Here is a 22,932-nt window from a genome sequence, read left to right on the forward strand (position 1 = left end):
TCTGACCCACAGGAAATCGTACGGAAGGCAAGAAAGCGACCGAACATGAATATTCATGAGTACCAGGCGAAAGAAATTCTTCGCAAATACGGTGTGACCGTGCCGAACGGCAAGGTTGCCTACACCGCTCAGGAAGCCACCGAAGCTGCCCAGTCCCTGGCTGGTCCGGTTTACGTGGTGAAATCGCAGATCCATGCAGGTGGCCGCGGTAAAGGCACCTTCAAGGAAGCAACCGCTGGCGATAAAGGCGGCGTTCGCGTCGTCAAAAGCGTCGAGGAAGTCGGCACCAATGCCGGTCAGATGCTCGGCGCCACTCTGGTCACCCACCAGACCGGCCCGGATGGCAAGGAAGTCAAACGCGTCTATATCGAAGAAGGCTGCGACATCGCACGCGAACTTTACCTTTCGCTGCTTGTTGACCGTGCCACTTCGCGCGTGATCTTCATGGCCTCCACCGAAGGCGGCATGGACATCGAAGAAGTTGCCGAAGCAACCCCGGAAAAGATCGTCACCGTTGACATCGATCCGGCTGCCGGCTTCTCGGGCTTCCATGGTCGCAAACTGGCATTCGCGCTGGGTCTCGAAGGCAAACAGGTTTCCAAGGCCGTCAAATTCATGACCGCCATGTATAACTGCTTCCTCGAAACCGATGCTGCCATGGTTGAAATCAACCCGCTGGTCGTTACCGGCGACGGCGACATCATCGCGCTCGATTGCAAAATGAACTTCGACGACAACGCGCTGTTCCGTCATCCGGACATCGAAGAACTGCGCGACGAAGACGAAGAAAACCCGGCCGAACTCGAAGCTGCAAAACACAGCCTCAACTACATCAAGCTCGATGGCACCATCGGCTGCATGGTCAACGGCGCAGGCCTTGCCATGGCAACCATGGACATCATCAAGCTTTATGGCGGCGCACCGGCAAACTTCCTCGACGTTGGCGGCGGGGCCACCAAGGAACGCGTTACAACCGCGTTCAAACTGATCCTGTCTGACCCGAATGTCGAAGGCATCCTGGTCAACATCTTTGGCGGCATCATGCGTTGTGACGTGATCGCAGACGGCGTTGTGGCAGCAGCCCGCGAAGTCAGCCTGAACGTTCCGCTGGTCGTTCGCCTCGAAGGCACCAATGTCGAACTTGGCAAGAAAATCCTCGAAGAATCGGGTCTGCCGATTGTTTCGGCCGACAACCTTGCCGATGCCGCCGAAAAGGTGGTCAAAGCTGTGAAGGAGGCCGCGTAACTATGGCTGTTCTCGTCGATAAAAACACCAAAGTTATCTGCCAGGGTTTCACCGGTTCGCAGGGTACCTTCCACAGCGAACAGGCAATTGCCTATGGCACCAAAATGGTTGGCGGCGTGACCCCGGGTAAAGGCGGCACCAAGCACCTTGACCTGCCGGTCTTCAACACCGTTGACGAAGCGGTCCATGTTACCGGTGCCAACGCATCGGTCATCTATGTTCCGCCGCCCTTCGCGGCTGATGCAATTCTCGAAGCCATCGACGCCAAAGTCGAACTGGCTGTCTGCATCACCGAAGGCATTCCGGTTGCCGACATGGTTCGCGTCAAGCGCGCCCTTTCGGGTTCGAAAACCCGTCTGATCGGCCCGAACTGCCCGGGCGTCATCACGCCTGACGAATGCAAGATCGGCATCATGCCGGGCCACATTCACCGTCGCGGCAAAATCGGTATCGTTTCACGTTCCGGTACGCTGACCTACGAAGCAGTCGCACAGACCACGGCCGCTGGCCTGGGTCAGTCGACCTGTATTGGTATCGGTGGTGACCCGGTCAACGGCACCAACTTCATCGATTGCCTCGACCTGTTCCTGAAGGATCCGGAAACCGAAGGCATCATCATGATCGGTGAGATCGGTGGTTCTGCCGAAGAAGAAGCATGTGAATTCCTGCAGGCTTCCAAAGTCAAAAAACCGGTTGCCGGCTTTATTGCTGGTGTAACCGCGCCTCCGGGTAAACGCATGGGCCATGCCGGTGCGATCATCTCCGGCGGTAAGGGCACTGCGGATGCGAAAATGGAAGCAATGCGCAGCGCTGGTATTCTTGTTGCCGATTCCCCGGCAAGCCTTGGCTCGACCATGCTCAAGGCTTTGAAAGGGTAATCAGGGTAGTCAGAGGAAAGGCAGGGGGAGGCGTGGTCTCTTTCGGGACCATGCCTTCCAAGACCACAAATGAAACCTCAAGATATCGACACGATTCTGAACGAGTCGAACGCAACTTATATCGCTGAACTTTATGCCCGGTATCAGAGCAACCCGTCTGCGGTTGATCAGAGCTGGGCTGAGTTTTTTGACGGGTTGCAGGACGACGCTTCCGATCTCCTTGCCGAAATGCAGGGACCCAGCTGGCAGCCGCGGGAAACCAAGGTTGTTGGCGGTATGGAAGGATACGACGTCTCCCAGGGTCACGCCGAACGTCCCGCCAATGGCGGCTACGCACCGGCGGCTCATGCGGCACCACAGGGTGCGCCGGTCAGTTCCGACGCCATCCGTGCCGCGGCACATGATTCCATTCGCGCCCTGATGCTGATCCGCTCCTATCGCGTGCGCGGCCATCTCGAAGCGAACCTTGATCCGCTGGGCCTGGCCCCGCGTGATCCGCACCCGGAACTCGATCCGAAAACCTATGGCTTCACCGAAGCCGACATGGATCGCCCGATCTACATCGCCAATGTTCTTGGCCTTGAAACGGCAACCATTCGCCAGATCGTATCGCTGGCCCGCAAAACCTATTGCGGCTCGATCGGCATCGAATTCATGCATATTCAGGAACCTGAACAGAAATCCTGGATTCAGCAGCGCGTCGAAAGCATCGGCAACCAGACGCAGTTCACTGCGCGCGGCAAGGAAGCCATCCTTGAGCGCCTGGTCGAAGCCGAAGGTTTCGAAAACTATCTGCACACCAAATATGTCGGCACCAAGCGTTTCGGCATCGACGGTGGCGAAGCCCTGATGCCGGCTCTCGAACAGATCCTTAAACGCGGCAGCCAGCTTGGCATCCGCGAGGTCGTGTTCGGCATGCCGCACCGTGGTCGTCTGAACGTTCTGGCGAACGTTCTGAACAAGCCGTTCCAGGCGATCTTCTCGGAATTCATGGGCAACCCGTCCAAGCCAGACGACGTGATGGGCTCGGGTGACGTTAAATATCACCTTGGAACGTCCGCTGACCGTGAATTTGACGGCAACGTTGTTCACCTGTCGCTGACTGCGAACCCGTCCCACCTCGAAGCGGTAAACACCGTCGTTCTGGGTAAGGTCCGCGCCAAACAGGCACAGCGCAAGGACACGGCACGCGAACAGGTCATGGGTATCCTCCTTCACGGGGATGCGGCCTTTGCCGGTCAGGGTCTTGTTGCTGAAACCTTCGATCTGTCGCACCTCAAAGGCTATCGTACCGGCGGTACGATCCACTTTGTCGTCAACAACCAGATCGGTTTCACCACCAAGCCGTCCGATTCGCGCTCCTCGCCTTACTGCTCGGATATTGCCAAGGTCGTTCAGGCGCCGATCATCCATGTCAATGGTGACGACCCCGAAGCCGTGGTTCACGCCGCACGCATCGCGACCGAATTCCGTCAGGAATTCAAACAGGACGTCGTGATCGACATGTTCTGCTATCGCCGCTTTGGTCACAACGAAAGCGACGAACCGGCCTTCACCCAGCCCAAGATGTATGACGTGATCGGCAAACACCCGACCACCAAGGACATCTATGCGCAGAAACTGGTCAAGGAAGGTCTTCTGACCGAAGAACGCGTCAAGGAACTGGATCAGAAATTCCAGAACTACCTTGACGATGAATTCAAGGCCTCCGAAGCCTACCGCCCGAACAAGGCAGACTGGCTTGAAGGCAAATGGTCGGGCCTCGCATCCTCGCACGGCGAAGATGCAGACTGGACCGGTCAGACCGGTGTGGAAAACGACTTGTTGCAGGAAGTTGGCCGGGCTCTTTCGACCCCGCCCAGCGACTATGACATCAACAAGAAAATCCTGCGCCAGCTCAAGGCCAAGGCCAAGATGTTCGAAACCGGCGAAGGCATTGACTGGGCAACCGGTGAAGCCCTCGCATTCGGCACCCTGATGTGCGAAGGCACTCCGGTGCGTCTGTCCGGTCAGGATTGCCAGCGCGGCACCTTCTCGCAGCGTCACGCAAAACTGGTCGATCAGACCAACGAGGCAAAATACACCCCGCTCAACAACATCCGTACCGGCCAGGCCGAGCTTGAAGTCCTCAACTCGCCCCTGTCCGAAGCCGGTGTTCTGGGCTTCGAATATGGCATCACCCTTGCCGAACCGCATTCGCTGGTTCTGTGGGAAGCCCAGTTCGGTGATTTTGCCAACGGTGCACAGGTCATCATCGACCAGTTCATCAGTTCGGGCGAAGCCAAATGGCTGCGCATGTCCGGTCTGGTGATGCTGTTGCCGCACGGGTACGAAGGTCAGGGTCCGGAACACAGTTCCGCCCGTCTGGAACGGTATCTGCAGCTTTGTGGTGAAAACAACATGCAGGTGGCCAACGTCACGACCCCTGCAAACTATTACCACATCCTGCGCCGCCAGATCCGCCGCTCGTTCCGCAAGCCGCTGATCCTGATGACGCCGAAATCGCTTCTGCGTCACAAACAGGCGGTCTCGCCGCTGTCCGACTTCGGACCGGGGACCATCTTCCAGTCCGTGATCGGCGAAACCGGCAAGCTGACTGATGCCAAAAAGGTCAAACGCGTCGTCCTGTCTGCGGGCAAGGTCTATTACGATCTGCTCGCTGAACGCGAAAACCGCGGGATTGACGATGTTGCCCTGGTGCGCGTCGAACAGCTCTATCCGTGGCCGGCCAAGGAACTGGCAGAAGAACTTGCCAAATATCCGAATGCCGATGTGGTCTGGTGTCAGGAAGAACCCGAAAACATGGGTTCGTGGTACTTCGTCGATCGTCGTATCGAAGGCGTGCTGTCTGAAATCAAACACAAGGCCAGCCGCCCGATCTATGTCGGTCGCAAGGCTGCCGCGTCCCCGGCAACGGGCTTGCTCAAGGCTCACCTGCGCGAACAGGCCGAACTGGTAGATGCCGCGCTGAGCGTAAAATAACTTTACCAGACGGGCGGGAAACCGCCCGTCTGCCCGCACATTCAGAATTCATTCGTATTCGGGCAGGCCCAAACTGTCTGATAGAAAAAACGGTCGAGGAAAAAATGGCGACTGAAGTTAAAGTTCCCACGCTGGGCGAGTCTGTTACCGAAGCAACAATTGCGAAATGGTACAAAAAAGTCGGTGATGCAGTTGCAGCCGATGAACCGATTGTCGAACTTGAAACCGACAAGGTTACCGTCGAAGTCAACGCACCGGTCGCTGGTGCGATTGTCGAACTGGTTGCCGGCGAAGGTGACGAAGTCGAAGTCGGCGCCCTGATCGCCATGATCAAGGAAGGTGCCGAAGGCGCTGCTCCGGCCAAGGAAGAAAAAGCCGAAGCCCCAGAAGAATCTAAAAAAGAAGAACCGAAGAAAGAAGAACCGAAAAAAGAAGAAGCCAAACCGGCTGCTGCCCCGGCAGCAAGCGCACCGGCGGCTTCGACCTCGGCCAATACCGATCATCCGCTGCCGCCTGCCGTTCGCAAACTGGTCGAAGACAAAAATCTCGATCCGTCGAAAATTCCGGCAACCGGCAAAGACGGCCGCCTGACCAAGGGCGACGTTCTGAACTTCCTCGAAGGTGGTGGATCGGCTCCGCGCGCGGCTGCGGCTGCACCGGCAGCACCTGCTGCTCCGAAGCCGGAACGCGAACTGCGCGAAGGCGAAGAACGCGTCAAAATGTCCAAGCTGCGCCAGACCATCGCGCGCCGCCTGAAAGAAGCCCAGAACACCGCGGCCATGCTGACCACTTATAACGAAGTGGACATGACCAACCTTCTGGCTTGCCGTAATCAGTACAAGGACGGCTTTGAAAAGAAACACGGTGTGAAGCTCGGCTTCATGTCCTTCTTCATCAAGGCCTGCACCACCGCACTGAACGAATGGCCGGCGGTCAATGCCGAGATTGATGGCAACAGCTTCATCTACAAGAACTACTGCGATATCGGCGTTGCCGTTGGTACCCCGCAGGGTCTGGTTGTTCCGGTGATCCGTTCGGCTGAAAAGAAAACCTTTGCCGACCTCGAAAGCACCATTGTCGATTTCGGCAAACGTGCGCGTGACGGCAAACTGGGCATGGATGAAATGACCGGCGGCTCGTTCACCATCTCGAATGGTGGCGTGTTTGGCTCGCTCCTGTCATCTCCGATCCTGAATGCGCCGCAGTCCGGTATCCTCGGCATGCACAAAACCCAGATGCGCCCGGTCGCGATCGACGGCAAGGTCGAAATCCGTCCGATGATGTATCTCGCACTGTCCTATGACCACCGTATCATTGACGGCCGCGAAGCCGTTTCCTTCCTGGTACGCGTCAAGGAATGCATCGAGAACCCGGAACGCATCCTGCTCGACATCTGATCAGACAAAAGGATCAAAGAACTCATGAGTGAGAACTACGACGTTGTCGTGATCGGTGGCGGTCCTGGCGGTTACGTTTGCGCCATCCGCGCCGCACAGCTTGGTCTCAAGGTTGCCTGCGTTGAAAAACGCGGCACCCTTGGCGGTACCTGCCTCAATGTAGGCTGCATCCCGTCCAAGGCCCTGCTTCATTCGTCCCACCTCTTCGAAGAGGCGACCGAGCATTTCGATACCCACGGCATCGAAGTCTCCAAGCCGAAGGTCAATCTCGAAAAGATGATGGCCCGCAAGGACAAGGTCGTTGACAGCAATGTCAAGGGCATTGAATTCCTGTTCAAGAAGAACAAGGTCACCTACGTCAAGGGTGCCGGCGAAATCACCTCGCCGACCACGGTCAAGGTTGCCCTTCTGGATGGCGGCGAAGAAACCCTGAATGCCAAGAACATCGTGATCGCCACGGGTTCGGAAGTCACCCCGCTGCCGGGTGTCGAAATTGACGAAAAAAACATCGTCTCCTCGACCGGCGCGCTGGTTCTTCCGAAAGTGCCGAAAAAGATGGTCGTCATTGGCGCAGGCGTGATCGGTCTGGAATTGGGTTCGGTCTGGCGTCGGCTTGGTTCCGAAGTCACCGTGATCGAATATCTCGACCGCATCCTGCCGGGCATGGATGGCGAACTGGTCAAACAGACCCAGCGCATCTTCGCCAAACAGGGCCTCGACTTCAAACTGGGCCACAAGGTCACCGGTGCGAAATCGGGCAAGTCTGGCGTGACCCTCACGGTTGAACCGTCCAAGGGCGGCGATGCCGAGGAAATCAAGGCTGACGTCGTTCTGGTCGCCATTGGTCGCCGTCCGTTTGTCAAAGGCCTTGGCCTTGACAAGGCAGGCGTCGAACTTGACGAACGCGGTCGCGTTAAAACCGACGAACACTTCCAGACCAACGTGCAGGGCATCTTTGCGATTGGCGATGCGATTGCCGGTCCGATGCTCGCCCACAAGGCCGAGGAAGACGGTGTCGCCCTTGCCGAAATGCTGGCAGGCGAAGAAGGCCATGTCGATTACGGCAAGGTCCCGGGTGTTGTTTACACCTGGCCGGAAGTTGCCACTGTCGGCAAGACCGAAGAACAGTTGAAGGAAGAAGGCGTTGACTACAAGGTCGGCAAATTCCCCTTCACCGCCAACGGTCGTGCCAAGGCAATGGAAAGCACCGAGGGCTTCGTGAAGATCATCGAAGACAATAAAACGCACCGCGTCGTCGGCGCACATATTGTCGGCCCGGCTGCGGGTGATCTGATTGCCGAAGTGGTCCTTGCGATGGAATACGGCGCCTCTGCCGAAGACATCGCACGCACCTGTCACGCCCACCCGGCCCTTGGCGAATCCGTCAAGGAAGCCGCCCTGGACGCCGACAAACGCGCGATCCACATGTAACAAGATCCGGGGCAACCCAATCCCACAAACGGCCGCTCCAATGGGGCGGCCGTTTTTTGTGCCCGACGTTCCAGCCCGCTCCCTTAACCGCCCCCATAAACTCCCCTAACCGTCATTCCCGCGAAGGCGGGAATCCAGACAACCGTCCGGCAACGCACAGTTGCCGATATGCGCGCTCTTATCCGAACCCGACAGACCCAACCTGCCAAAGCATGGACACCCGCCTTCGCGGGTGTGACGGAGGGTGGGTTCTGCTGCCCGGTCCATGACGCTCCCCTCGCCCGCAGCACCGCCACGTCACAATTGCCATGCCTCGCCCCGTCAGCCCCCAGTCAGCTCTGCCCCGCAGCGCTCCGCCACTGCCCTACGCTGCCTCCAGCATGCAAAACGGCATCAAGGGTGACATCGGGCAGATTTGGATGCTGCTCCGGACACCGGACCAAAGCCCGGATTGCAACTCGGCCCCGCCACTAGCCCGACACCAAACCGAAACCTGCCTTGCCTCCGAGACGCAACACCCCCCAAAGCCCAAGCCGGATTCCACACCGCACGGAGCCCGAGCTATCGGGTCTCGTCGTTGATGCCGCTGGTGCCACCGACACCGACACGACAGATGCGATTGCACATGCTGGTCTTCCCACCGATGGCGACGGGGCTCCGCCGACCTCTCCTGCCTCCACTCTCGCCAGATGGTGCAGCCTGAACGGAACGGTCCCGTCGTGACCAACGCTCCGATCCCGGCGCTGGCGTGATGACATCGCGGCCCCGAACCGCCCCTGCTCCGCTGCTGACCACTCGATCCGCATCCGGCCCCGCAAATCTCCCCGCACCCTTCCCGGCAGGCGCACCTCTCCCGTTCTGCCTTTTCGTTTCGTCAAACTTTACGCCGTCCATTTCCGGGCCATTTCAATGCCCGGACGCACTCCCACCGTAATGACTTTGCTCCACACGGATCTTCCGCGCTTGGCGGAAACCACCTGTTACTCAACCACTCAACATCGTCGCTTTTTCTTCACGTCATCCCCTTGGCTTTGACGAACAATCCGCCCCCGAAAACGCAAAAACCCGCCAAAGCGCATCACGCCTGGCAGGTTATGTCTCCGGACCCATTTGTCCTGTTGACTTTATCTTTATGCCACAAACAAAAGAACAAATCAAGAACATTTTTCAAAAATCTTCGCTGTCCGGCTCCGGCAAAAATTCTCGTTTATTCTCAATAAATTATGCCATCATATTGCGGTATGAAGGACCGGTCCGCTAAGATCATCCGCCGGGATTGCCCGGATCAAGACGCAGGAGAAACCACCCATGACGCTTTCGATCGGACTTGTCGCCCACGACCGTCGCAAACGCGAAATGGCCGATTGGCTGGAAACCCACAAATCACAGTTTTCCGGCACCCGGATTTTCGCCACCGGCACCACCGGGCGCGTGCTTCAGGAACGCTTCCCCGATCTTGATATCGTGGCCCTTAAAAGCGGCCCGTTCGGCGGGGATCAGCAGCTTGGCTCGATGATTGCGCATGGCGAATTGCAGGCAATGTTTTTCTTCACCGACCCGATGACGCCCCAACCCCACGATGTCGATGTCCGGGCCCTGATCCGGCTGGCCAACATGTATGAAGTGCCGATTGCGTGCAACCGCAGCACCGCCGACCTTCTGATCAGCAACCCGAAATTCGAGGAAATCTGCGAACAGTATCGCGGCCATTCCCCCGAACAGGTTTTTGCCGAATACCAGAACCGCAAGGTTTGAGACACCCCCCGGCCCGCTCTGCCACCCGGCTTGGCCCACTCCACATCAAACTGATACGACCGCCCCATGCAACTCGCCTATGACCTGATCGCCGCCATTTTCCCGATCTTCGCCGCCATTCTGGTCGGGGCAGCACTCAAACGTTATCTGATCACCGGTTCTGACATCTGGGCCGGGATTGATCGGCTGACCTATTACCTGCTGTTGCCATCGCTTCTGATCGTTGAAATTTACCGTGCGGATTTCAGTTCCGGGCATGCCGGCACTGCCGTCATGGTCACTTTGGGCGCGACCCTTTTCCTTGCGGCGGCACTCCTGCTGTTGCGGCCCCTGATTACCAGCAACACACCGCTCTTTACCTCGATCTTTCAGGGATCGGTTCGCTATAACAGCTATGTGCTGCTTGCCGTTGCCGATGCGCTTTATGGCAGCGAAGGCCTGGCACTGGCGATTGTCTTTGTCGCGGTGATGGTGATTGCGACCAACATGCTGGGCGTCGTGGTCCTGAATGCCTTTGCGGGTGGGAAAGGCAGCTTTAAACGCATCATGATCGGGCTTGCACAAAACCCGATCATCATCGCCGCCGGGGCCGGTGCGGTGCTTAATATCAGCAACATTCACGTGCCGCTGCCGATTGAAAATACCGCGGCCCTTTTCAAAACCGCCGCCCTGCCGCTCAGCCTGCTGTCGGTCGGGGCGGGGCTTCGCTTTATCCTCAGCAAACAGGCATTGGGCGCGATTGCGCTATCAACCACGATCAAGCTTACCATCCTGCCGCTGATCACCGGCATTGCGCTGCATCTGGCCGGGGTGGAGGGCATGGTGCTGGCGATGGGGGTGCTGTATGCCGGGATGCCGTGCGCCGGGAACGCCTATATTCTCGCCCGGCAGCTTAATGGCGATCCGGAGGCCATGGCCTCAATCATCACCCTCGAAACTCTCCTGTCCGCCTTCAGCGTCGCTGCCATCGCCGCCATACTGAGCATCAACTGACGCCGCATGCGGGGCATAGTCGCCCGCATACCCACAGGCCGAAAGCCCCGGCCGCATTAACTCCGGCGGCGGTGCATCGACCACCACCGGCTCCCGGTCGGCATGGAACGGTACAACAATCTGACGTGACAACAGCATCAAGGTCGGCGGCTGCCCGAACAGGGGCGGTTCATCCCCCCGGCCATAAAACGGATCGCCCAGAACCGGATGACCGATATGGTCCAGATGCACGCGAAGCTGGTGTGTGCGGCCCGTATGGGGCGTCAAGGCAAGCCAGGTGATGTCCTGACCATCCTCGTCCTTGCCCCGCCCCAGCACCTGATATTCGGTCTTTGATGGCTGCCCGTCTTCATGGACCAGCATCCGCCAGCCGCTTTCATCATTGGTCTTGCCAATCGGCGCATCGATAAAGCCGTGATCATCGGCAACCGCACCGCGCACCACCGCCCAATAGGTTTTGCCGATCAGTTTTTCGGTAAACAGGCGGGTGATCTTTTTCGATGATTTCGGATGCCGACACAGCAACAGGCACCCGGCCGTATCGCGGTCAAGCCGGTGCGCCAGGGTCGGCTCGGGCTGAATGCCGAATTTAAGGTCGGGCAGATACGCATCGACATGAAAATAGGTTTTCGGCCCGCCATGCGACGCCAATCCCGGCGGCTTGTTCAGAACGATGACGTTTGAATCGCGATGCAGAACGCTTGCGATCAGGTCTTCGGCAATCGGATGGGGCATGGTCGGCCTTTCATTGTTGGCCCTGCTTTACCGCAAAGCCACACATGCTGCAATCGCGCAGCAACCGGCCCCACCCCCAAACCTGATCCAGACGGCAATCATCTGCGTAAGGAAACACAGAATTCATTCTTCGCAATCTGGCTTTGACGCGCTTTGTTCGCCGGGGCCAAAAGCAGGGTACGCCATCACATGCCACGCCCGAAACCTTTTAAATATCTGCTTGCCACCCTTGCCATTCTGGCGGCCCAGAATGCCGGTTCGGCCTTCGCGCAGAACGGTGAATTATCGGCCCTTACCCCCGCACAATCCGATGGCCTTGACCGCAGTGCGGCCTGCCGAAACTTCGATCCGATTGCGCGTTACGGCAATGAACTGGTGTTTCAGATCCGCCGCAACGATGCCCCGGTCGGGCAGCATATCGTGCGTTTCAATCGCGGCCAGGACGGCCTTCAGGTCGTCGCCCAAAGCAATATCGATATCTCGTTCCTGGGCTTCAATGCCTATAGCTTCCGCTACCGCTCCGAAAGCATCTGGCAGGATGGTCAATTATCCACCCTGTCGGTCAAGGTCGATGATGATGGCGATCAGACCAGCATCACAGCACAGCGCGAAAACGATCAGCTTGTCGTCGATGGCCCCGATGGTCAGAAGTCCCTGCCGCCCGGAATTTTCCCCACCGATCACTGGCATTGCGGCGTTCTGCAAACCACCCAGGTTCTCAACACCCTGACCGGCAATCCCAACGCGGTCACCATATCCCAGACGGGGGGCGAACGTCTGGCTGTTGGCAACGGCATGATCAACGCGACCCACTTCACCTATGACGGCGAGCTGCAAACCAATGCATGGTACGATGCCGATGGTCGCTGGGTTGGATTGCGCTTCAAGGCGCGGGATGGCTCTGAAATCACCTATCGCTGCACAAGCTGCCAGACCGACAATGCCCAAAAGGACCATCGTGGATGACCAAACATTTCGGAACCATCTGGATCGTCGGTGCCTCCGCCGGGATCGGGGCGGCACTTGTCGAAAAATTCGCAAAATCCGATGCCGATGCAAGCACGACGATTATCGCCTCGGCCCGCTCCGCCGATGCGCTGTCCGATCAGGCGGCATCGTCTAAAAACATCCATGCCGTACCGCTTGATGTGACTAAACCCGATGCGGTTCGCGATGCAATTGCCCTGATCGAAGACCGGTTTGGCCTGCCCGATCTGGTGGTTCTGGCCGCCGGGATTTATTCCCCGATGCCGGTCGATGATTTTTCGGCCAAAACCATCCGCGATCATTTCGATGTCAATTATTTCGGCACGGTCAACTGCCTTGAAATCCTGATCCCGAAAATGCGTCAACGCGGTTCGGGCGAGATCGCGGTTGTCGCCTCGGTCGCCGGTTATCGCGGCCTGCCAAAGGCCGGGGCCTATGGCCCGACCAAGGCCGCCCTGATCAATCTGTGCGAAACCCTGCATGCGGAATTGGGGGGCACGGGCGTTTATCTTCGGGTGATCAATCCGGGCTTTGTCAAAACACGTCTGACCGACAAAAACGATTTTGATATGCCCTATCTGCAAACACCGGAACAGGCCGCGGGCTATGTCTATCAGGGCCTCACGCGTGGCAACGGATTTGAAATCGCCTTCCCGCCGCCCTTTGTCCGGCAGCTAAAGCTTGCCCGCATTTTGCCCTATGGGCTTTATTTCAAACTGATCCGTAAAGTGATGGGAAAATCCGATGGATGATGTGCAATCAGCCAAACTTGAAACGCTGAAAGCCTATGGCGATTACTTTGCCAATCTGGGCCCGAAAACGGTTGAAAACCTGCATCATCACGTTACGCCCGATTACAGCTTTACCGATCCGTTCAACACCATCAACGGCCCGGATCGGGTTTGCGCATATCTCGACAAGATGTTTCGCGATACCGAAAATCCGCAATTCATCGTCACCCATCACGCGGTTGATAACGATCTCGGTTTTCTGCGCTGGCGTTTTACGGCCGGGATTTCGATTCTGGGGAACTGGGATGTCACCGGCATGTCGGCCGTGACATTTTCCGATGATGGCACGCGCATTTCATCCCATGTCGATCACTGGGATTCCGGCATGGCCTTTTATGCGCGCATCCCGGTATTGGGCTGGTTTATTCGGCGGCTCGCAGAGCGGATGGCTGTTTCGTAAAGAACAGGGTCACCTCGCCGATCTCGAACCCCCATTTGCGCACGCGTGCCCGGTTCACAAGAACCCCGTCGCCCTGCAAAAACATCCAGTCATCGAAACTGACCCGCCAGCTACCGTCACCGACCTTCAGGTCCATTTCATAGCTCCAGTTCAGCGCATTGCCATACTGCACGCCCGCGGCCGTGCCGATGATATCATCGGCCTCCCCGCTCAGGCTGTGCTCACCGGTCTTGCGGATTGTCCATACACGGCGGTCCTGTTCACCATCGTCATACAGAAAATCTTCTTCTAGTGTCAGAACGCCATCATCGATGGTCCCGGTGATATCAACCGTGAACTGACGACGCAGTTTTCCGAACCGGTCCTCAAAAATTCCCCAGGCCCGACTATTGCCTTCGAAGTATTCAAATACATCGAAGCGGGGTTCTTTTTGCGCAAAATCCTGCGGTTTCATTGACCCACACCCGGTAAGTATCAAAACCATCACAAGCGCCGTAAAAGATCGCAGCATCAGCTTTCTCCCGCAAAGGATACAAGGATCAGAAGGTGCGGCGAGCCAGACGCCGACGAATGGCAACCTGATGCACGCGATCCAATGGAAAACGCCACATCATCCCGATTGCTCCTGCTTTCAGTACGATGGGCAGCACTGCATAGATCATGACAAGTGCGATCAAAGCCGCGGAATTTTCAGTGCCCCCATCGGTAAGGCCAAAAGCCCCCAAAATCGGCAGGGCAATGCCCGCCGCCAACGCCATCGCAAGCTTGTTGGTCATGTTCCAAAGCGCAAACAGAACACCGGTCCGGCTGGCATGAAACCGGTACCGGTCCCAGTCATCGACATCGGCCTGAATGGCCGGTGGCAGCGCCAAGTCCGCCCCCAAGGCCGCACCGGTAACCACACAGATCACCGCAAACCCGATCCAGTCGCCGGTCGACAGAAACGGCACAAACGCAAACGCCGAAACCGCCATGATCATCGCCATGCACCAGACGCGGTGTTTGCTGGTTCGCCCTGCCAGCAGCACCCAAAGCGGAATGGCGGCGATGGCTGCAACAAAATACAAAAGGATCAGGGCGTTTTCGGCATCGGTATCAAGCTTCAGGTAATAGCGCACAAAAAGCGGGAAACAGACGGCGGGCAATCCACCGGCAAGACCATTGATCATCCATGCCGCCAGAAGCCTGACAAACAGCCGGTTCTGACGCAAGCTGCGCAGTGACTGGCCAAACCGGGTGCGAAGGGAAATCCCCGTCTGATCCGGGATATCACGCCGCTCGTTACGGGTCGCACTGTCGGGGACCTTGATGATCAGCAGGGTAATGAAAACCGCCCCGGCAATAATCGTCATGAACGCCAGGGTCCGGATTTCTTCGGCCCGGGTCGCGTTCATCATCACGACCGGGATTGCCCCGGCAATGACAATGCCAATCAACCCCGCCCCTTCACGAAGGGACGTGATCAATGTCCGTTCCCGGTAATCCCCCGAAAGGTCCGCCCCCCAGGCCAGATAGGGCACCTGAAAAAGCGTCCAGCCGAGGAAAAGGGTGCTTGCCGAAACAAAAAGATGCCAGCCACCCGGCTGATCGGGCGGCACAAACAGCATCCAGATCCCGATCCCGGCAATCACCGCCCCGAACCCGACCCATATTTTGCGTCGTCCCGTATAATCCGAAAGCCACCCGGCCAACGGATCGGTCAGCATATCGATGATCCGCACCGCCAGAAGGATCGCCCCCGTAAGGGCAAGCCCAAGGCCAAGATCATCGCCGTAATAACTGGGCAGCAGGACATAGGCAGGAATGGTCGGCACCGCGGCCGCCATTGCTGGCAGCGCATAGTAAATTGCGGTTCTGCGGGCCCGATCAGGTTGCGGCATTTTCGGGATGTTCGATTACAAAGAACCCGACATCAATTGATCCTTCGTCAAATCCGATTTCGCAATAGGACAGATAATATTCCCACATCCGTTTGAAACGGATGTCAAATCCCTGCTCGGCAATGCTGTCCCAGCCATGCTGGAAACGGCGCTGCCATTCGGCCAGTGTCCGGGCATAGGATTTGCCGAAAAATTCGGAATGACGCAGCGAAAGACCGGCTTTGTCGATGGCCTTGCCAAGTGCCTCCGGCGACGGCAGCAAGCCGCCCGGGAAGATGTAACGCTGGATAAAATCGGCACCCTTGCGGTAATCCTCGAACCGGTCATGATCGATGGTGATGATTTGAAAAACGGCCTTGCCGCCCGGTCGCAAACGCTTGCGGATCATATCGAAATAGATCGGCCAGTGTTCTTCGCCAACGGCCTCGAACATCTCGATTGAAACGATTTTGTCGAACTGGCCGTCCTGATGGCGATAATCACGAAGCTCGATTTTGGTACGATCCGAAAGGCCAACTGTTAACAAGCGATTGCGTGCAAAAGCATGCTGTTCACGCGAAAGCGTCAACCCCGTGACATGGCAACGATGCTGCCCCGCCGCCATTTCGGCAAAACCGCCCCAACCACATCCGACTTCCAGAACCCGTTCACCCGGCTGCAGGGATGCAAGGTCGCAAATCCGGCGGTATTTCGCATCTTGTGCGGCTTCAAGTGTCATGTCCTTGCGACGATAAAGACCCGATGAATAGGTCATCCCCGGATCAAGCCATTCCTGATAGAACCGGTTTCCAAGGTCATAGTGATAGGCAATGTTGCGTTTTGATCCTTCGACCGTATTGGCATTGCGCAGATGCCCGATCCGGGCGACCAGCCGCGAAATCATGCCACCTGCCAGCCGGGCGCGAACGATATTTTCGTTTAACATCGCCACCCGCATCACTTTGGTCAGATCGGGGCTGCTCCAGGCGCCATCCATATAGGCCTCGGCAAAGGCAACATCGCCCCCGGTCGCAAGCCTGCGGATCGCCTTCCAGTCATGAATATGAAGAACCGCGCGGATTTCGGTCTGCTCCTCCCCGGTAAACTGCAACGTGTCCCCATCGGGCAAAACAATCGTCAGCCGGCCATAATGCAAATGCGCCAGAATGCGTTTCAGCATGATTTTCAGCACATTGCGACTTCCGGTCATGCCACCAATAACGGGCAGGAACCTGTCACGAAACGGGCGAACAATGGTCGAAGAAGATCGATTGCGTTCCGGCATTTCCTAATTACCTTTTTGCGGCTTCGGCCGTCTGGCTATTGGCTGCGAACACGTAAGTCACATCATGTGCTGGCGGCTTTGGACGTTTATGGAACTTCATGCCTTTGCGCCACAGATGCAGCGCCTCGTAATGAATGCCCGCCACCACCTTAAGCGTCATCAGCGGGTAGCGAACAAAAGCCATAAACAGATTACGATCAGAAAGGGCGGTTCGATCACCGACAAAGACCGCATTCAGAAATGCGCCGTCCCTGTCGGTTTCACGAATGGCCACCGCGACCTTTTCGTCTGGCATGCAAATGCGGAAATGATAATCGGCCTGCATATCGATAAAGGGCGACACATAAAACGCCTTCGCACAGCTTTGCCGCAGCACGCCTTTTTCATCAATCGCATCGCTACCCACCGGGATCAGATAGCTGTGCCGGTCCCCGAAAGTATTGGAAACCTCATACAGGACCGCGCCGACCGAACCGTCCGACCGATGGCAGAAATAAACCGACAGCGGATTGAAAACGAAGCCCAGAATGCGCGGATAACACAGCAATTCAATGCGATGAGTACAATCTCCCAGATCGTGCTTTTTCAGGATATCTTCGATGCGTTTGCGGATATCCCGGTGATCGTGGTCCGCATGGTCGCGGTCATGGAACGAAAACAGGTTGAACCGGTTGCGGCTGAACAGTTTCAGCGATCCGGCCAAGCCATCGATTTCATCAAGATCGAACAAAAAGGAAAACACCCGATAGCGCAATTTGTGGTCGCGCGGGCGAAGGCGATGATGCATCACCGATCCTTCAAACAGGGCGGATGTCCATGTGCCTGTCATTCGGCTGCTTCTTTTTGTGCTATATTGATAGGTCCCAGATGAATACGACCACTTTCATTTTCAGCGTTCCACGGCCGCCGGACATTGCCGAGCATCTCGGCAACGGCAAGGCCCGACTGAATGCCGTCTTCGTGGAAGCCATAGCCAAAATAGCTGCCGCAATACCAGATGTTATCCTGCCCCTGGATCGACCAAAGCCGTTTCTGGGCATCCATCGCCGCGGCATCAAAAACCGGGTGGTCATACAGGAAAGATCGAATGACACTGCCCTCGCGCGGCGGGCGTGCCGGGTTCAGGGTCACAAAAAGCGGCTGGCCTTCGTCAAGATGCTGCAACCGGTTCATCCAGTAAGTCACACAGACTTTCTGTTCCCCGTCATGCTCCTCGGCAAGGTAGTTCCAGCTTGACCAGACCTTGCGCGTCTGTGGCATCAGGCTGTCATCATCATGCAGGATCGCCAGATTGCGTTCATACTGAAACGCTGACAAAAGATCGCGCACCGCTGGCGCCGGATTGGCCTGAAGCGCAAGCGCCTGATCACCGTGACACGCCAGAACAACATGATCGTAGTCCGTCCGCTCGCCGTAACGGTTTTCGATAAAGACCCCACCCTTGCCGTTCGGTCCGACCTGGGCAATGGCGCTATCAAGGATCACACCACCGGAAATGCCCTTGATCATCTTGCCGACATACTGGCGCGATCCGCCAACAACCGTGCGCCATTGCGGCCGATCCTTGATCTGCAAAAGCCCGTGGTTCTGACAGAACCGGACAAACGCCGCCAACGGGTAATCCATCATCGTATCGACGGGGGTGGACCAGATCGCAGCCCCCATCGGCAGCAGATGATCATTGATAAAGGATTTTGAATAACGATTGGCCGTCAGATAATCGCCAAGGCTTTGCGTTTCCGCCTGTCCGGTTTCAAGCGCAAGCGGCGCTTCGCGATAAAACCGCAGGATATCGCGCACCATCCGCCAGAAACGCGGACGGAAAATATTGCGTTTCTGCGCGATCAACGATGCCAGATCCGATCCGCCATACTCCAGTCCACCCCTGTCCATCGAGGCGGCAAAGGACATATCGGTCGCCGCCGTTTCAACGCCAAGATGATCAAACAGGGCACAAAGATTGGGATAACAACGGGTGTTATAGACAATGAAACCGGTATCGACCGGTGTTTGCCCCGCATCCACGGTGTTCGAATGCCCGCCGGGGCGATCATCCTTTTCATAAAGCGTGACATTATGGGACTGGCTGAGCAACCAGGCCGCCGACAGGCCGGAAATACCCGACCCAACAACAGCTATATTGAGTTTCCCCGATGATCGAAGCGTCATATGTGCCGCGCCTGCTTGCAGTGTTATTGTTTGAACTACATATGATTACGCATGACAGCAAGTTGCGGATCACTGCATAACAACGAATGCTGATAATTGTAAGTAATTGGCAGAAAACGTACAAATTCGTTTGATCCAAAATTTTCCGGCCGACGTATGATGATCCATGAACACGATCATGACGCGGCCCCGAAGGGGACCAGAAACGAAAATGAGCGGCACGACAAGAACAAGGCCCGGTCCGGCTGACCCCGCTGAGGCCAAGCGATGTGCCAGCTGGATTGTTGCGGTTGCGGCGACGCAGGACCGTGAGGCATTTGCACAGCTGTTTGCCCATTTCGCACCCCGCGTCAAAGCCTACATGTTCCGGTTTGGCGGCAATTCCGAAAATGCCGAAGAACTCGCGCAGGAAGCCATGATGCAGGTCTGGCGCAAGGCGCATCTGTTTGATCCGCAAAAGGCCGCCGCCAGTACATGGATTTTTACGATTGCCCGAAACCTTCGTATTGATCGTTTCCGGCAACGCAAACATATCGAGGTGGATGATTCCGATCCGACGCTGATTATTGACGATAGCCCGCTTGCCGACGAAATCGTCGACCGGGATGAACATGCCGTTCTCGTCAAATCTGCGATGGAAGAATTGCCCGCCGATCAGAAAGTGGTAGTTGAATTGTCGTTTTTTGAAGATCTATCGCACAGCGAAATTGCCGAACAGCTCGATATTCCGCTGGGCACCGTCAAATCGCGGTTGCGATTGGCCTTAACCAAACTTCGTGGTGGATTGGAGGGTGTATCATGAATATCAAACACCACCCGACAGACCAGACATTGATGGATTACGCCAGTGGCAAGATGTCGCAGGCAATGGAATTGCTTGTGGCAACGCATATGACACTGTGCCCGAAATGCCGTGAAAAGGTCGCGGAATTCGAGGCCCTTGGTGGTGCGGCGCTCGAAACGGCAAACGTCATGTCGATGGATGCCCATGCGCTTGACCATGTCATGGCAATGATCGAACGCGAAACCGCCAACGAGAATGTCGTCTTCCGCGAAATGCCATCCACGCGGCGCGTCGCCGTCGGGGAAAGCATCACCGGGTCTGCCATTCCGTCGGTACCGCGCCCCTTGGCCAACCTTTTGCCTGATAATGTTCTCTCACTCGAAGACATTCCGTGGAAGTCGCTGGCACCGGGTGTAAAGCATTACCAGCTGAAATCGATCGAAAGCAAAGGCACCGTGCGATTGATGAAAATCGCACCGGGTGTGTCGATCCCTGATCACGGGCATCATGGCCATGAAATGACCCTGTTGCTTAAAGGGTCCTATATCGATGAAATCGGCCGGTTCCGTGCCGGTGACGTCGCCGACCTTGGCAACGATGTCGATCATCAGCCGATTGCCGACACGGCCGAAGAATGCATCTGCCTGATTGCCACCGATGCCCCGATGAAGTTCAACCGTCTGCTGCCCAAACTGTTGCAGCCCTTCATCGGCATATAAGTCAAACTGCGTCCCAACGCAGAAAGGCCGCGGACACACCGATGTCCGCGGCCTTTTAATTTGAATCCTGCCCCGTCTCGCCCGCGGGCTTATTGCGACGGCACCAGCCAGTGGGTTCGATGCGTTGCCGGACCGGGCAATTTGACCGCATCGCAAAGCCACTGGCCGATTTCATCAAACTGCTGATCAAATCCATAAGGCGGGTTGATGATCATAAGTCCCGTGCCGCGCATGCGTCCCTTTGCCCCGCCCTGATTGGTCGAAAGCTCCGCACAAAGCACGCCACCCTTGGCTTTGATCTGGGCAAAGTTTTCACGCAGTTCGGCATCAAATCCGGCCTCAAGGATCGGATACCACAGCATGAAAATCCCGTTTTCCCACCGTTCCCACGCCCGTTTGATCGAACTTGCCGCCTTCTGATAATCCTGTTTGACGTCGTAACTCGGGTCCATCAGGACCAGACCACGGCGAATGGCCGGTGGCATCATGCCAACCAGTCCCTCATACCCATCGCGCTTATGCAGGTGAATACGCGGATCACGCTCAACGCTGTATTCCAGAAGGTCATATTCACGCGGATGCAATTCCATCAGGATCATTTCATCATGCTCGCGCAGCAATTCGCGCATGATAAATGGCGATCCCGGATAAAACGGCCCCTTAAGGTCGTCATCCTCGAACACCCCGTAATCACGGCCCTTGGCAATCGGATCAAATGCTGCGATCTGATCAAGGAAGGGTTGCATCTGTTTAGGCGCATTTCCCTTTTTCTGTGCGGCGGCGATGCCGTTTTTCCATTCACCGGTTTTTGCCGACTGCGCACTGCCAAGATCGTACCAGCCTGACCCGGCATGGGTGTCGATCACGCAAAACGGCTTTTCCTTCTTGCACAGATAATCAAGGATGATCCGCATCGCAGCATGCTTGTGAATATCGGCAAAGTTGCCCGCGTGAAAGCCGTGCAGATAGCTCAGCATTGCCTTTATCCTCTGGGTGCGCGGGGCTTGCCGCCGCGTAAATTTTTGGGGTTGCGCGACTTTTGCGGTCGTGCAGACTGGAATGTATTTTTACCGTCACCCTCGTTACGGGGCCGCCGGTTGGCCTGCATGTTCCCGGGCAGGGGTTTGACCTGAACCGGGCCGGGCTCGGGTGCCTTGACCTCGATAGACTGCCAGTCACCGGGTGCCAGATTATCCAGTGTCCATTCGCCAATCGCATAACGGATCAGGCGCAGGGTCGGAAAGCCAACCGCGGCCGTCATCCGGCGAACCTGCCGGTTGCGACCTTCGGTAATGCTAAGCTCGATCCAGCTGGTCGGCACCGATTTGCGAAACCGCACTGGCGGATCACGCGGCCAAAGATTTTCGGGTTCCCCCATCAGGCGTGCGCGCGCCGGGCGGGTCATGCCGTCTTTCAAATCAACCCCGCCACGAAGGGCGGCAAGGGCTTCTTCGGTCGGCTCGCCCTCGACCTGAACCCAATAGGTTTTCGGCTTTTTGAATTTCGGGTGGGCGATCTGGGCATTCAGCGGCCCGTTATCTGTCAGAAGCAGCAGTCCTTCGCTATCGCGATCCAGCCGCCCGGCGGCATAGACACCGGGCAGATCGATATAGTCAGCCAGCGTCGCCCTACCGTTTTCACGGTCGGTAAACTGGGTCAGAACGCCATACGGCTTGTTAAAAAGGATCAGCTGCGCCATGCGCCGCATAGAACCATTTTTGCCAAACAAGTCAACCGGACAAGTCGACCTGCCCGGTCAACAGGCCCGGCCAAATACGATCAATCCTCGATCAGATATTCCATGGTGGTGACTACACGCACGGTTTTATTGATCTGCTGGCTTTCCGTGCTGTTTGGCGCACCATCGGCCGGAAGGATTTGGAACAATCCCTGCGTTGCGCGGCGAATGCCGCCCAGACGGCCACCTGAATCGGTCGCAAACTGCTGTGCCGCATCGCGGGCATTGGCGGTTGCGGCGGCAATCATTTCCGGTTTGATGTCATTAAGTTTGGTGAACATGAAACTCGGGCCGGGGTTATAACCCTGCCCGCCCAGAACAATCCCGCCCTGAAGCAGCTTGCCGATATCCTGCGTTGCCCCAACAACGGCATCGACATTGTCAGTCCGAACCTGAATGGTCTGACTGACGATATAACGGCTTTCAATCGGACCGGAACGATAGGATTGCGCAAGCTGATCCGTCACCTGAAGGCTTTGCAACTCGGTCATGTCCTTGGTGATGCCATGCGTTTCAAGAAACGCCAGAAGCGCCGTCGTATCGCTTTCGATCTTGGCCTGCGCGTTTTGCAGAACATCATCGGTCGCAACATAGGTAATCGGCCACACGGCGCGATCCGCCACGACATCGCGTTCTGCCAATCCCTTGACGGTCACGAACCGGTCAAGCGACCGCATGTCGGACAATCCCTTGCCGACCAGCCAGCCGGCACCGGCAATACCGGCACTGACCACGATTGCGGCAACGAATTTTCCAAATCCCGAAGAAGAAGACATGCCCGTAT

Annotated in this window: 21 protein-coding genes; 12 read left to right on the forward strand and 9 right to left on the reverse strand. The window is 56.8% G+C overall.

From position 1 onward, the window contains the following. Positions 1-15: 15 nt before the first annotated feature. The 7 genes from sucC to TH5_RS14665 all read left to right on the forward strand — a co-directional run bounded on the left by sucC (position 16) and on the right by TH5_RS14665 (position 10,681). Complete coding sequence (sucC, locus tag TH5_RS14630) at positions 16-1,245, forward strand: ADP-forming succinate--CoA ligase subunit beta (RefSeq protein ID WP_258547382.1); 1,230 nt, start codon at positions 16-18, stop codon at positions 1,243-1,245. 2 nt (positions 1,246-1,247) lie between these two features. After that, complete coding sequence (sucD, locus tag TH5_RS14635) at positions 1,248-2,123, forward strand: succinate--CoA ligase subunit alpha (RefSeq protein WP_097051357.1); 876 nt, start codon at positions 1,248-1,250, stop codon at positions 2,121-2,123. Positions 2,124-2,192: 69 nt separating this feature from the next. Beyond that, positions 2,193-5,105 (forward strand): 2-oxoglutarate dehydrogenase E1 component, encoded by a 2,913-nt coding sequence (locus TH5_RS14640; protein WP_114122439.1) that lies wholly within the window; start codon positions 2,193-2,195, stop codon positions 5,103-5,105. Positions 5,106-5,209: 104 nt separating this feature from the next. After that, a complete protein-coding gene (odhB, locus tag TH5_RS14645) occupies positions 5,210-6,502 on the forward strand; it encodes a 2-oxoglutarate dehydrogenase complex dihydrolipoyllysine-residue succinyltransferase (RefSeq protein WP_114122440.1) in 1,293 nt (430 codons plus the stop codon). A 24-nt stretch (positions 6,503-6,526) separates the two neighbouring features. Continuing rightward, positions 6,527-7,933 (forward strand): dihydrolipoyl dehydrogenase, encoded by a 1,407-nt coding sequence (gene lpdA, locus TH5_RS14650; protein WP_114122441.1) that lies wholly within the window; start codon positions 6,527-6,529, stop codon positions 7,931-7,933. Between the two features lie 1,308 nt (positions 7,934-9,241). Further along, positions 9,242-9,688, forward strand: a complete 447-nt coding sequence (locus TH5_RS14660) for a methylglyoxal synthase (RefSeq protein ID WP_007089211.1) — start codon at positions 9,242-9,244, stop codon at positions 9,686-9,688. A gap of 66 nt (positions 9,689-9,754) precedes the next feature. Beyond that, positions 9,755-10,681 carry an AEC family transporter gene (locus tag TH5_RS14665; RefSeq protein WP_114122443.1) on the forward strand — a complete coding sequence of 309 codons (927 nt, stop codon included), beginning with the start codon at positions 9,755-9,757 and terminating at the stop codon, positions 10,679-10,681. Here the strand turns inward: TH5_RS14665 and TH5_RS14670 are convergent. Then, on the reverse strand, positions 10,607-11,416 hold the full coding sequence (locus TH5_RS14670) for an RluA family pseudouridine synthase (RefSeq protein WP_114122444.1): 810 nt from the start codon (positions 11,414-11,416) through the stop codon (positions 10,607-10,609). The genes TH5_RS14665 and TH5_RS14670 overlap by 75 nt on opposite strands. A 189-nt stretch (positions 11,417-11,605) precedes the next feature. Here TH5_RS14670 and TH5_RS14675 point away from each other — a divergent pair, with 189 nt between their 5' ends. Genes TH5_RS14675 through TH5_RS14685 form a run of 3 tightly spaced genes read left to right on the forward strand, consistent with a single transcriptional unit; the run spans position 11,606 to position 13,594 of the window. Next, positions 11,606-12,382, forward strand: coding sequence for a DUF6134 family protein (locus TH5_RS14675; protein ID WP_114122445.1), 777 nt, complete (start codon positions 11,606-11,608; stop codon positions 12,380-12,382). Further along, positions 12,379-13,155 (forward strand): SDR family NAD(P)-dependent oxidoreductase, encoded by a 777-nt coding sequence (locus TH5_RS14680; RefSeq protein WP_114122446.1) that lies wholly within the window; start codon positions 12,379-12,381, stop codon positions 13,153-13,155. Before TH5_RS14675 ends, TH5_RS14680 begins: the two co-directional genes overlap by 4 nt. Continuing rightward, positions 13,148-13,594: a nuclear transport factor 2 family protein gene (locus TH5_RS14685; RefSeq protein ID WP_114122447.1), complete on the forward strand. Its 447-nt coding sequence runs from the start codon at positions 13,148-13,150 to the stop codon at positions 13,592-13,594. Before TH5_RS14680 ends, TH5_RS14685 begins: the two co-directional genes overlap by 8 nt. On the opposite strand, the gene TH5_RS14690 is transcribed toward TH5_RS14685, so the two are convergent. The 5 genes from TH5_RS14690 to TH5_RS14710 are packed head-to-tail and all read right to left on the reverse strand — an operon-like array spanning position 13,557 to position 18,907. After that, positions 13,557-14,105 (reverse strand): DUF3833 domain-containing protein, encoded by a 549-nt coding sequence (locus TH5_RS14690; protein ID WP_114122448.1) that lies wholly within the window; start codon positions 14,103-14,105, stop codon positions 13,557-13,559. The two genes, TH5_RS14685 and TH5_RS14690, sit on opposite strands and share 38 nt — an antisense overlap. 28 nt (positions 14,106-14,133) lie before the next feature. Beyond that, positions 14,134-15,474, reverse strand: a complete 1,341-nt coding sequence (locus TH5_RS14695) for an MFS transporter (protein ID WP_114122449.1) — start codon at positions 15,472-15,474, stop codon at positions 14,134-14,136. Further along, a complete protein-coding gene (locus TH5_RS14700) occupies positions 15,461-16,738 on the reverse strand; it encodes an SAM-dependent methyltransferase (RefSeq protein ID WP_114122450.1) in 1,278 nt (425 codons plus the stop codon). The genes TH5_RS14695 and TH5_RS14700 overlap by 14 nt, the downstream gene beginning before the upstream one ends. A 7-nt stretch (positions 16,739-16,745) precedes the next feature. Continuing rightward, the gene (locus TH5_RS14705; RefSeq protein WP_114122451.1) at positions 16,746-17,567 is read right to left on the reverse strand and encodes a DUF1365 domain-containing protein; all 822 of its coding nucleotides are present in this window, start codon (positions 17,565-17,567) and stop codon (positions 16,746-16,748) included. Further along, positions 17,564-18,907, reverse strand: a complete 1,344-nt coding sequence (locus TH5_RS14710) for an NAD(P)/FAD-dependent oxidoreductase (protein ID WP_114122452.1) — start codon at positions 18,905-18,907, stop codon at positions 17,564-17,566. Before TH5_RS14710 ends, TH5_RS14705 begins: the two co-directional genes overlap by 4 nt. 211 nt (positions 18,908-19,118) lie before the next feature. On the opposite strand from TH5_RS14710, the gene TH5_RS14715 reads away from it, so the two are divergent. Both TH5_RS14715 and TH5_RS14720 read left to right on the forward strand, forming a co-directional pair. After that, positions 19,119-19,709, forward strand: a complete 591-nt coding sequence (locus tag TH5_RS14715) for a sigma-70 family RNA polymerase sigma factor (protein WP_244204927.1) — start codon at positions 19,119-19,121, stop codon at positions 19,707-19,709. After that, positions 19,706-20,410 (forward strand): ChrR family anti-sigma-E factor, encoded by a 705-nt coding sequence (locus tag TH5_RS14720; protein ID WP_114122454.1) that lies wholly within the window; start codon positions 19,706-19,708, stop codon positions 20,408-20,410. The genes TH5_RS14715 and TH5_RS14720 overlap by 4 nt, the downstream gene beginning before the upstream one ends. Before the next feature lie 89 nt (positions 20,411-20,499). Here the strand turns inward: TH5_RS14720 and TH5_RS14725 are convergent, their stop codons facing one another. From TH5_RS14725 to TH5_RS14735, 3 genes are all read right to left on the reverse strand, one after another. Next, entirely contained in the window at positions 20,500-21,387 is an 888-nt protein-coding gene (locus tag TH5_RS14725; protein ID WP_114122455.1) for a 23S rRNA (adenine(2030)-N(6))-methyltransferase RlmJ, read from the reverse strand. Between the two features lie 5 nt (positions 21,388-21,392). Further along, the gene (locus TH5_RS14730; RefSeq protein WP_208638455.1) at positions 21,393-22,118 is read right to left on the reverse strand and encodes an rRNA large subunit pseudouridine synthase E; all 726 of its coding nucleotides are present in this window, start codon (positions 22,116-22,118) and stop codon (positions 21,393-21,395) included. A gap of 71 nt (positions 22,119-22,189) precedes the next feature. Further along, entirely contained in the window at positions 22,190-22,924 is a 735-nt protein-coding gene (locus tag TH5_RS14735; protein ID WP_114122479.1) for an SIMPL domain-containing protein, read from the reverse strand. Positions 22,925-22,932: the final 8 nt, after the last annotated feature.

Origin of the sequence: Thalassospira xianhensis MCCC 1A02616, from assembly GCF_003326475.1 — a bacterium.
Lineage (GTDB): Bacteria > Pseudomonadota > Alphaproteobacteria > Rhodospirillales > Thalassospiraceae > Thalassospira > Thalassospira xianhensis.

Excerpts from the sequence above, each read along its gene's own strand:
- sucD (WP_097051357.1), top strand. The coding sequence starts at position 1,248 with ATGGCTGTTCTCGTCGATAAAAACACCAAAGTTATCTGCCAGGGTTTC.
- TH5_RS14735 (WP_114122479.1), bottom strand. The coding sequence starts at position 22,924 with ATGTCTTCTTCTTCGGGATTTGGAAAATTCGTTGCCGCAATCGTGGTC.
- lpdA (WP_114122441.1), top strand. The coding sequence starts at position 6,527 with ATGAGTGAGAACTACGACGTTGTCGTGATCGGTGGCGGTCCTGGCGGT.
- TH5_RS14685 (WP_114122447.1), top strand. The coding sequence starts at position 13,148 with ATGGATGATGTGCAATCAGCCAAACTTGAAACGCTGAAAGCCTATGGC.
- TH5_RS14710 (WP_114122452.1), bottom strand. The coding sequence starts at position 18,907 with ATGACGCTTCGATCATCGGGGAAACTCAATATAGCTGTTGTTGGGTCG.
- TH5_RS14670 (WP_114122444.1), bottom strand. The coding sequence starts at position 11,416 with ATGCCCCATCCGATTGCCGAAGACCTGATCGCAAGCGTTCTGCATCGC.
- TH5_RS14660 (WP_007089211.1), top strand. The coding sequence starts at position 9,242 with ATGACGCTTTCGATCGGACTTGTCGCCCACGACCGTCGCAAACGCGAA.
- TH5_RS14695 (WP_114122449.1), bottom strand. The coding sequence starts at position 15,474 with ATGCCGCAACCTGATCGGGCCCGCAGAACCGCAATTTACTATGCGCTG.
- TH5_RS14715 (WP_244204927.1), top strand. The coding sequence starts at position 19,119 with ATGAGCGGCACGACAAGAACAAGGCCCGGTCCGGCTGACCCCGCTGAG.
- TH5_RS14705 (WP_114122451.1), bottom strand. The coding sequence starts at position 17,567 with ATGACAGGCACATGGACATCCGCCCTGTTTGAAGGATCGGTGATGCAT.
- TH5_RS14730 (WP_208638455.1), bottom strand. The coding sequence starts at position 22,118 with ATGCGGCGCATGGCGCAGCTGATCCTTTTTAACAAGCCGTATGGCGTT.
- TH5_RS14680 (WP_114122446.1), top strand. The coding sequence starts at position 12,379 with ATGACCAAACATTTCGGAACCATCTGGATCGTCGGTGCCTCCGCCGGG.
- odhB (WP_114122440.1), top strand. The coding sequence starts at position 5,210 with ATGGCGACTGAAGTTAAAGTTCCCACGCTGGGCGAGTCTGTTACCGAA.
- TH5_RS14640 (WP_114122439.1), top strand. The coding sequence starts at position 2,193 with ATGAAACCTCAAGATATCGACACGATTCTGAACGAGTCGAACGCAACT.
- TH5_RS14725 (WP_114122455.1), bottom strand. The coding sequence starts at position 21,387 with ATGCTGAGCTATCTGCACGGCTTTCACGCGGGCAACTTTGCCGATATT.
- TH5_RS14720 (WP_114122454.1), top strand. The coding sequence starts at position 19,706 with ATGAATATCAAACACCACCCGACAGACCAGACATTGATGGATTACGCC.
- TH5_RS14665 (WP_114122443.1), top strand. The coding sequence starts at position 9,755 with ATGCAACTCGCCTATGACCTGATCGCCGCCATTTTCCCGATCTTCGCC.
- TH5_RS14675 (WP_114122445.1), top strand. The coding sequence starts at position 11,606 with ATGCCACGCCCGAAACCTTTTAAATATCTGCTTGCCACCCTTGCCATT.
- TH5_RS14700 (WP_114122450.1), bottom strand. The coding sequence starts at position 16,738 with ATGCCGGAACGCAATCGATCTTCTTCGACCATTGTTCGCCCGTTTCGT.
- TH5_RS14690 (WP_114122448.1), bottom strand. The coding sequence starts at position 14,105 with ATGCTGCGATCTTTTACGGCGCTTGTGATGGTTTTGATACTTACCGGG.